The sequence below is a fragment of the Aeromonas finlandensis genome (genome assembly GCF_000764645.1).
GTDB lineage: Bacteria > Pseudomonadota > Gammaproteobacteria > Enterobacterales > Aeromonadaceae > Aeromonas > Aeromonas finlandensis.
Window position 1 is genome coordinate 1 of the sequence record NZ_JRGK01000103.1, and the last position, 8081, is coordinate 8081.

Genomic DNA, 8081 nt, shown 5'->3' on the forward strand with positions numbered 1-8081 from the left:
ATTTACAACAACGCACACCACACCGGATGTCAGAGGGAGTGAGACAGGCTCACGGCGTAATGACCGTTTAATATGCAAGCCGGTGACGAATGATCAAGGTGCGATCCGGGCCTGTCAATCCAGGTGATCGCACCTTCCCTCACTACCGCCTGAATGAGGTCATGCACGCCATCGAAGCAAGCCTTCCAGGCTGTCAACGGGACCTTGATAGGTATCAACGGCTTTATAATGCATCGCTGTATGTAACTGCGCATTCCGCCCAACGCGAATGACAATATCTGGCATAGCCGCCAGTGTTCGCAGTACTCGGGCAAGATCATCCGGGTCATTGGGCTGATATTTGCAACACTCCACCCCGTCGTTCAGCCGTTGATCCCACCAGGCACCATCGGCCGGGATCACCACGCACAATCCTGCCGCCATGGCTTCCAGAATGGAGAGGCCAAACGGTTCCTGATGACTGGTGGAGACAAAAATGCCGCAGCGGGCTCTGATCTCGTCGAGATTGGCGGGATTGGCATACCAGTGAGTGTCTGGCAGCTGTGGCTGAGGCTGACTACAGGGCTGTAGCGTGCCGGTGGGCTGCAGATAACAGACCGTCAGCTCGGGGCGCGAGCCAGATAGCTGTTGATGGGCCGCCAGCATGGTCTCCAGCCCCTTCCACTTAAGCAGAGATGCCGCCCACAGAATGCGCGGCCCCCCCGCGGTCGTACGAGGCCAGTGTGCCTCGCTCAACCCGTTGATAAATGCCATCCAGTTTGCGGGAAAATCCGCGGCACCGAGACGACGCCGCAACGCTGCCAGCGACGGGCTTGCACTCTCCAGATAAAACACCACACTCGCCCGTTGCAGGGCTCTGGCAGAGAGGCCAGAGCAACCCACAGGCCCATGGATCAGCTGCACCACCCGGCACCGCAACCAGCGGGCCGCCCAGTAGCAGCAGAGATCCACCCCCGGCCCGGAGGCAGCCAACAAGCACTTCACCTCCCCCAGACGCCACGCCAGCCACAGGATCAGCAGGGTCTGCCACCCCTGTTTGAGCAGATAACCGATGCCGGACTCCCGCCCCTTCAATATCCGGGGCAGCCACAGGGAGTGCTGCTGGCAACGGGGCCAGGAGTCGGGATCCTGGGTCAGCACATGGCATGTGAGCTCTGGCATCCGCTTGCTCAACTCATCGAGCAGCACTTCGGTCGCGACCTTGGAGCCCCCGCGAAACGGGATGGGGTCCACGACGATGACCTTTCCGAACAGCGGCTCAGTTTGCGTGCTCATTTTGCGCCCCCTCACTCTGGCACCTTGCGGCGGCCAAAACCGAACTGCACTTTTTGCACCACTTTTGCCATCCCATTCGTCAGCATATTGCGACCTCTGACAAGGAGCCGTTGCCCCACCCAGTGAATGAGTGTGCGGTAGGGGGCGGGGGCCGTTGAGTGCCAACGACCAGCCAGCGCAGCATCCCACACCGCCGTTACCCCGTCGACATAGCGCGCCACCGTGAACAGCTGTGCAGCGCGCAGCTGAGCGGCCCGCCCCATCGCACATCGGCGTTGCGGATTACTCAATTGCCGCCAGTGATCAGCCATCTCGGCCCAATCCCCCGGGGTCGCCAACAAGCCGGTCACTCCCTCCTCCACCACTTCCGGAATACCGCCCACCCGATAGGCACTGACCGGGAGCCCCAACATGCCCGCCTCCGCCAACGTCAGACCAAACACCTCCTCACGGGCACCGGAGACCAGCAGATCCACCCCGCCCCGCAAGATAGCCGCACTGTCCGGCCGCTCGCCGAGAAAGTGGACCCGCTCGGCCACCCCGAGCTCGACAGCCAACGCCATCAGCGATTCCCGCTCCGGGCCGCTGCCAATCACCAGCAACTGGGCCGCCTCCCCCACCTCAATCAAGGCAGCCAGTGAGCGGATCAGCAGATCAACCCCCTTGCGCGTGATCAGGGAGCCGACGGTGGCGATGATGAACTCCCCCGGTGGCAGGCCCAGCATGCCGACGACCGGCCAGTGAGCACCGCCATTCAGGCGACCGGCATCCACCCCGTTGGGTACCCGGATTAACCGATCCGCCGCGCAGCCATCCTGGCGCCAACCGGTCAATACCGGCTCGCTCACCCCGATCAGCACGCTTGCCTGATGCACCCGCAGGCTGAATCTGTCTCTGGGCTGGTAACGGGCATGGAGGTGACACACCAGTGGCACCTGCAACGCCCGACAGACCCCCGCCAGCCACTGACAAGGGGCCGCGCTGTTGGCATGCACCAGCCCAATCTGCCGCTCGGTGATCAGCACTCTGGCCCGCCGGGATAGGCGCCGATGGGCGGCAAGATCAAAACGGGGCGCCTGCCATCCCAGCAGCAGAGTGAACGGCTCGACCATGGTTTCGACCCCGAGGGTGGCCGCCTCTGCCGCCAGCGTCGGGCTATTGCACCAGAGTAACGGCGTAAACCGGCTGCGATCGAGGTGGGCCAGCAGATCCAGCAGGCAGCGTTCACTGCCGCGGATCCAGTCTTCGCCGTAATGCACCAGTAAAATGGGGGTTACGTTCATCCTCTTGCTCCCTTGGGTGGCACTGCTGGCAACCGGGTTGCCTCCTGGTGATCATCAGCGGCGCAATGTGCCTCTGTGGCCGCCTGTTGCACGTATTTGATGGCGGCGACGGCCAACGCCAGCTCCAGATAGATGGGCCAGGTAAAGCCCTGGGTGAGAAACGACCCCGAGACAACGAACCCCACCATGCTGGCCATCACCCCCTGCATCGCCGTGATCACTGCAGGAGGCATGCCAGCCAGCTGACAACACCACGCCTGACGCAAGGTAACCGCAACCATGCAGACAAACAGGGTTAATCCGACAAATCCCGTTTCAGCCAGCACCCCGAACCAGGTGGAGTGCACCGCATGATTGAGCCCATCCCAATGGGGGCTGTAGAAGAAGTAGTTGTAATAAAAATTGGACAAGCCCACCCCCACCAACGGATGGCCCAGTGCCATGCCCCAGGCCGCCTGCCAGGCGTAGATCCGCCCCATCGCCGAGGCATCGACCCCGCTCTCGGCGGCGCCCCCAGATGCCCGGTCGCTGATCCCGGCAGCCACAAACAGCACGCTGAGCGCCAACCCGCCCACCATCATCAGCAAGGCTTTGGACTTCACCCGCTGCCAGGCAAACAGGCCGCTCACCGCACAAATCCCCAGCAAGCCCCCTCGACTTTGAGTGGCAATAATGGCCGCCGCAGTCAGCGCAAAGCCGAGCCCCCCCAGCAAACGTCCCCCCACCCCATTGCCCTGATTGAGCAGCAAGCTCAGGGAAAAACCGGCAGGAAAGAGCAGCACCAGCGCCAGATCGTTGGGATCCCCCAGCACCGAGCCCAGCTCGCGCCCTATGGTCACCCTGGTTTCCTCCACCAGCCCGATCCCGCTCGCCTTGTTGTAGAGCGCTACCAGCGCCACCAGACAGCCCGCCACCACAAAGGTGCGCACCGCCAGGGCAAAATCCTGCGGTTTTCTTACCAACCATGCGGTGGCCAGGGTCATCAGGTAGATCTTGCTGTAGCTGCCGGTCCAGGTGGCAATCGCCTCCCCCCGGTTACTGGCAAACAGCACACCGATGGAGACCATCACAAAGAAGGCCGTCAACCAGCTCAGGGGTTGGCTCCAGTAAGGCTTGATCCGGCCAGTCAGCAAAATGTGCCAGACCAGCGCGCCAATGGCGGCCAGCGAGAAGAGCAGCGGGATCTTGAGGGGGTAGAGCTGGGGGAACACCTCATGCAGCCGAAAGAAGGAGAAGGTGACAAACCCCAACACCATCAAAAAGGGCCAGCGCAGGGCAAACCAGATGGCGGGAATGGCAAGGCCGAGCACCGGCAGCAGCAAGGGATGGGGCAGCCGCCACCAGAGCAGGGCCAACCCCAGACAGATGGCGCTTGCCCAGAGGGCAGAGGTCAGACGAGCCATGATCCGGCACACCATTGGCCGAGCCAGACCATCGCCAGCGCCCCGAGCGAACTGGCCCAGAGTCTGGAAAGACGATATGGCAGCGGCAGCAACCGCTGGCTCACCAGATAAAAGGCCAGCGCCCGCACCAGATAGACCAGCAGCAGGGTCCAGATCACCCCGGCAACCCCGAAGGGCGGGATGGCGAGCAGAAAGCCCGCCACGCCAAGGGCGCTGCAGCCCAGATTGATCACCATCTGGGCATTGCTCTTCTCGCCGCTAAAGCAGCCGACATTGAGCAAGTCCGAGACATTGCGCACCGCCATGCCCAGCACCAGCAGCGGAATATAGGCGATCGCCCCGTGATAGCTCTCCGGTGTCAGCCAGCGAATGAGCAAGGGAGCGGTCAGCCCGACCACCCCGGCGGTGGCAAACCCCAACACCGACCCCAGCACACTGTAGTGGGCATTGAGGCGCAAACCATCCGGCTCTTTGAGCAACATGAAACGGCGGGGATACCACCAAAGCGCAAAGGGTTGCAGCAGCAGTCCTACCGCCAGCGCCAACTTGCCCGCCACCGCGTAGTAGGCGAGCAGCGCCTCCCCCACCACATCGGCCAGCAGCAGACGGTCCAGCCCGCTCAGGGCAAAGCCCGCCAGCCCGCTCACCACCAGTGGCAGCCCATAGCGCAGCAGCGGCCGATAGTGTTGCCAGTCAAAGCGGATCCCGCTATCTCGCCACTGCCACAGGCTGAGCAGCAGCGCCAGTGCGACGCAGGTCAGGGTGCCGGAGGCCAGCACCCCGCTCACGCCCCAGCCGAGCCAGAGCCACCAGCCGGTCAGCACCGACTGGATCACCGCCTTGCCTGCGGTAGCCACAAAGAAGAGCCGTGCCTGATTGCGCATCCGCAGCCACGCCAGCGGGATGCCGATCACCCCCTCAAATGGCAGGGCGCAGAGCACCCAGCGCACATCCGAGAGGCGGGTTTCAACCGGCAGCCAGGCTTGCACCACAGGCGCCAGCACCCAGAGCAGCACCAGACTGGCCAGCGCGATCAGCCAGACCAGCCCAAACATGCGGGCCACCACCTGCTGGCGCGCCTGCTCATCTTTCGCCAGTCCGGCAAAGCGGTAGAGCGCATCCACCAGCCCGAAGCCGAGAATGAGGGAGCCCAGATTGATCAGGGTCAGCAGCACCTCCAGCTGACCATATTCCCGAGGCTGCAGTTGATGAGTCAGCACCGGCAGCATCAGCAGGGAGATCCCCTTCATCAAGAGCAGGCCGACGGCGTAATAGAGCATGGCAATCTGGTTCACACCAAGTTTCATAGGGCCTCCCAGCCACCCGAAGCATCCTGCTCCGGGTCAGCTACCGCTAATGCAAAGCCCACGCCACTCGCTCCCGGCCTGAGGCGATAGCCCCTCAGTGCGGCTTAACCGGCCTGAACAGGCCCAGAATGAGACTGACATTTGCGTTTTGCACAACGTCGGCTGCAAATTGCACCGACCGGCTCAATTTGGCCCCTCTCTTAGCCCCACTAGGCCTGATCCCGTTGGGGCCATCCTGTTGGCCCGATCCCTGCTTTCTGCTTAGCGAGCAACGGACAACGGACTGCACCAGAGGGAGAGGTCGCCATGAACACCATCAACCTGCACCGGATGAAAAGCTGGGCCAAACAGGGGGAGACGCCACTGGCCCGCCGGGTGTGGCGACTGGCCAAAAGCGCCCGCCACTGGTCCTTCCCCGTGATCCCCCCCCTGCACCGGCTGCTTTATCGGCTCTATCTGCTGGGTAGCAACGCGCTGGCGACCCTGACCCGCACCCTCTGGTGGACCCCCTTGTTTCAATCTCGCCTGACGGCCCCCGCCCCGCGCCTCTATCTCTATGGCGGCATCCCCTATATCAGCGGCCCGGTCACCATCGAGATTGGCGCCGACTGCCGCCTCAGCGCCGCCATGACCATCAGCGGCCGGGCATCGAGCCAGACGCCACGGCTGGTGATTGGCCGCAATGTCGGCATTGGCTGGCAGACCACCCTGGCGGTGGGCAGCAAGATAGTGCTGGGGGATAACGTCAGGATTGCAGGGCGCGCCTTTCTGGCGGGCTACCCGGGGCACCCGGTCAATGCCCGCGACCGCGCCCGGGGCCTGCCAGATCTCGATGAGCAGGTGGGGGCCATTGTGCTGGAGCAGGATGTCTGGCTCGGCACCGGGGTGATGGTGATGGCCGGCGTCACCATTGGCGCTGGCACCATTGTCGCCGCCGGGAGCGTCGTCACCCGGGATCTCCCCGCTGGCGTGCTGGCAGCCGGGGTACCGGCCACCGTACTGCGCCCCTTGCAGCCACAAGATCACAGCGACCCCGCACACGCTTCGGAGACCTTTGCATGAAACCACACTCACTGCCGCAACTGGTGGTGCTGGGCGAGGATTGGGGCCAGCACCCCTCCAGCACCCAGCACCTGATCAAGCGTCTGTTGCCCGATTATCAGGTGCTCTGGGTCAACTCCATCGGCATGCGCTGCCCCCGTTTTACCCTCCATGACCTCACCCGCATCGTCCGCAAACTGGGGGCTGTGCTGCACGGCGCGCGCCATTCGGGCAGCCCGTCGGTTTCGCCATCCGAAACCAGCACTCCCCGGGTACTGCCGCCGCTCGCCCTGCCGCTGCCGGGCAGTCGTCTGGCGGGCAAGATCAATGGCCACTGGCTGGCGGCGCAGATCCGGCGCCAGTTGCCCGAGCTGGATCGCCCCTTGCTCTGGATCTCCCTGCCGAGCGCCGTCGATCTGATTGGCAAGCTGGAGGAGCGGGCGGTCATCTACTACTGCGGCGATGACTTCTCGGCACTGGCGGGGGTGGATCATCAGGCCATCGCTCGCAGCGAGGCCCGACTGGTGGAAAAAGCGGATCTCATTCTGGCCGCCAGCCCCGCGTTGGCCAGCCGCTTCCCCCCCCATAAAACCCGGCTCCTCAGCCACGGCGTGGATCTCGACCTGTTTATGCCCCCCAGAGAGCGCCCGGCAGATCTCCCCTCCGGCCGCCCCATTGCCGGATTTTACGGCAGCCTGAGCGACTGGATTGATCTCCCCCTGCTGGCAGAGACAGCCGCCGCCCTGCCCCACTGGGATCTGGTGCTGATTGGCCCAGTCCAGACCGATATCTCCCCCCTCAGGGGGATCCCCAATATCCATCTGCTGGGCCCCCGTCCCCACCACACCCTGGCGGCCTATGCCCAGCACTGGCAGGTGAGCCTGCTGCCCTTTGTCGACAACGCCCAGATCCGCGCCTGCAATCCATTGAAATTGCGCGAATATCTGGCCGCAGGGCGACCCATCGTCAGCACCGACTTCCCGGCCCTCGATGGCTATCGGGATCAGATCCAGCTCCCCCGCAGTGGGGAGAGCCTGGCCGAGGCCATCAACCGGGCCGCCTTTGATCAACCCAATCCGGGCTGGTTTCAGGAGAGTGGCTGGGAGGGGCTCACCCGCAGCGAAGGGCGCCACACTCGCCAACAGCAGGTAGCCCTGCAAAGCTGGGATCACAAGGCTGCCGAGCTGAGTAACTGGTTGAAAGGGCTGCTCGGATGAGCAGAGGGCTCTGGCTGGTTATCCTGCTCTGCTGCCATGCAGCGATGGCCGCCTCCCGACTGGAGGGGCCGCTCCCGCTGCCCCTGACGGGCACCCTGACCCCCCAGCGCCTCAATCTGACCAATGTGCCCTGGCCTGTGGGCAGCGACGATGAACTGGTGATCGAGGGCCATAACCCCAGCGCCCGCCCGCAAACCCTGATCCTGCGTATCGACGATGAGGCCTCGGTCAACTACCGCAGCCGGGTCAATCTGGAGCGGATTGTCGCCCCCGGCCCCTTTACCCAGCGCTTTGCATTGAGCGAGTGGCGCACCAGCCAACCCAGAGCGCTGGCGCTGGACAAGCTCACCAAGCTCTATCTCTTTATGGCCGATAACGCCCCCTCAATGACCATTCACCGCTGGTATTGGGAGCCCGGTTTGACCCTGCCTGAGGGCACCATTGCGCTGGATCTGGGGGCCGCGGCCGCGCCCCGCTTTACCGGCTTTGAGGCCCTAAGCCCGGGGGATCCCCGGCTGATTGGCCACCCCACCCCCATCTTGCGCCCCTCCGGCG

At 63.9% G+C, this 8081-nt stretch carries 6 protein-coding genes and 1 pseudogene; 3 read left to right on the forward strand and 4 right to left on the reverse strand.

Features of this window, described 5'->3' with window-relative positions:
- Positions 1-159: 159 nt before the first annotated feature.
- From LD28_RS0110295 to LD28_RS0110310, 4 genes are read right to left on the reverse strand one after another with little or no spacing between them, the layout of a single operon-like run.
- Entirely contained in the window at positions 160-1275 is a 1116-nt protein-coding gene (locus LD28_RS0110295; RefSeq protein WP_033136878.1) for a glycosyltransferase family 4 protein, read from the reverse strand.
- 11 nt (positions 1276-1286) lie between these two features.
- Positions 1287-2558: a glycosyltransferase family 4 protein gene (locus LD28_RS0110300; protein WP_033136879.1), complete on the reverse strand. Its 1272-nt coding sequence runs from the start codon at positions 2556-2558 to the stop codon at positions 1287-1289.
- Positions 2555-3961: an O-antigen ligase family protein gene (locus LD28_RS0110305; protein ID WP_033136880.1), complete on the reverse strand. Its 1407-nt coding sequence runs from the start codon at positions 3959-3961 to the stop codon at positions 2555-2557. The genes LD28_RS0110300 and LD28_RS0110305 overlap by 4 nt, the downstream gene beginning before the upstream one ends.
- Positions 3949-5268 (reverse strand): lipopolysaccharide biosynthesis protein, encoded by a 1320-nt coding sequence (locus LD28_RS0110310; RefSeq protein ID WP_033136881.1) that lies wholly within the window; start codon positions 5266-5268, stop codon positions 3949-3951. The genes LD28_RS0110305 and LD28_RS0110310 overlap by 13 nt, the downstream gene beginning before the upstream one ends.
- Before the next feature lie 306 nt (positions 5269-5574).
- Between LD28_RS0110310 and LD28_RS0110315 the strand changes: the two genes are divergently transcribed.
- From LD28_RS0110315 to LD28_RS0110325, 3 genes and pseudogenes are all read left to right on the forward strand, one after another.
- Complete coding sequence (locus LD28_RS0110315; RefSeq protein ID WP_033136882.1) at positions 5575-6330, forward strand: acyltransferase; 756 nt, start codon at positions 5575-5577, stop codon at positions 6328-6330.
- On the forward strand, positions 6327-7526 hold the full coding sequence (locus LD28_RS0110320; RefSeq protein WP_033136883.1) for a glycosyltransferase: 1200 nt from the start codon (positions 6327-6329) through the stop codon (positions 7524-7526). The genes LD28_RS0110315 and LD28_RS0110320 overlap by 4 nt, the downstream gene beginning before the upstream one ends.
- Positions 7523-8081 (forward strand): annotated as a pseudogene (locus tag LD28_RS0110325) (hypothetical protein); the annotation flags it as partial. The gene LD28_RS0110320 and the pseudogene LD28_RS0110325, both read left to right, overlap by 4 nt.

Excerpts from the sequence above, each read along its gene's own strand:
- LD28_RS0110295 (WP_033136878.1), bottom strand. The coding sequence starts at position 1,275 with ATGAGCACGCAAACTGAGCCGCTGTTCGGAAAGGTCATCGTCGTGGAC.
- LD28_RS0110300 (WP_033136879.1), bottom strand. The coding sequence starts at position 2,558 with ATGAACGTAACCCCCATTTTACTGGTGCATTACGGCGAAGACTGGATC.
- LD28_RS0110305 (WP_033136880.1), bottom strand. The coding sequence starts at position 3,961 with ATGGCTCGTCTGACCTCTGCCCTCTGGGCAAGCGCCATCTGTCTGGGG.
- LD28_RS0110310 (WP_033136881.1), bottom strand. The coding sequence starts at position 5,268 with ATGAAACTTGGTGTGAACCAGATTGCCATGCTCTATTACGCCGTCGGC.
- LD28_RS0110315 (WP_033136882.1), top strand. The coding sequence starts at position 5,575 with ATGAACACCATCAACCTGCACCGGATGAAAAGCTGGGCCAAACAGGGG.
- LD28_RS0110320 (WP_033136883.1), top strand. The coding sequence starts at position 6,327 with ATGAAACCACACTCACTGCCGCAACTGGTGGTGCTGGGCGAGGATTGG.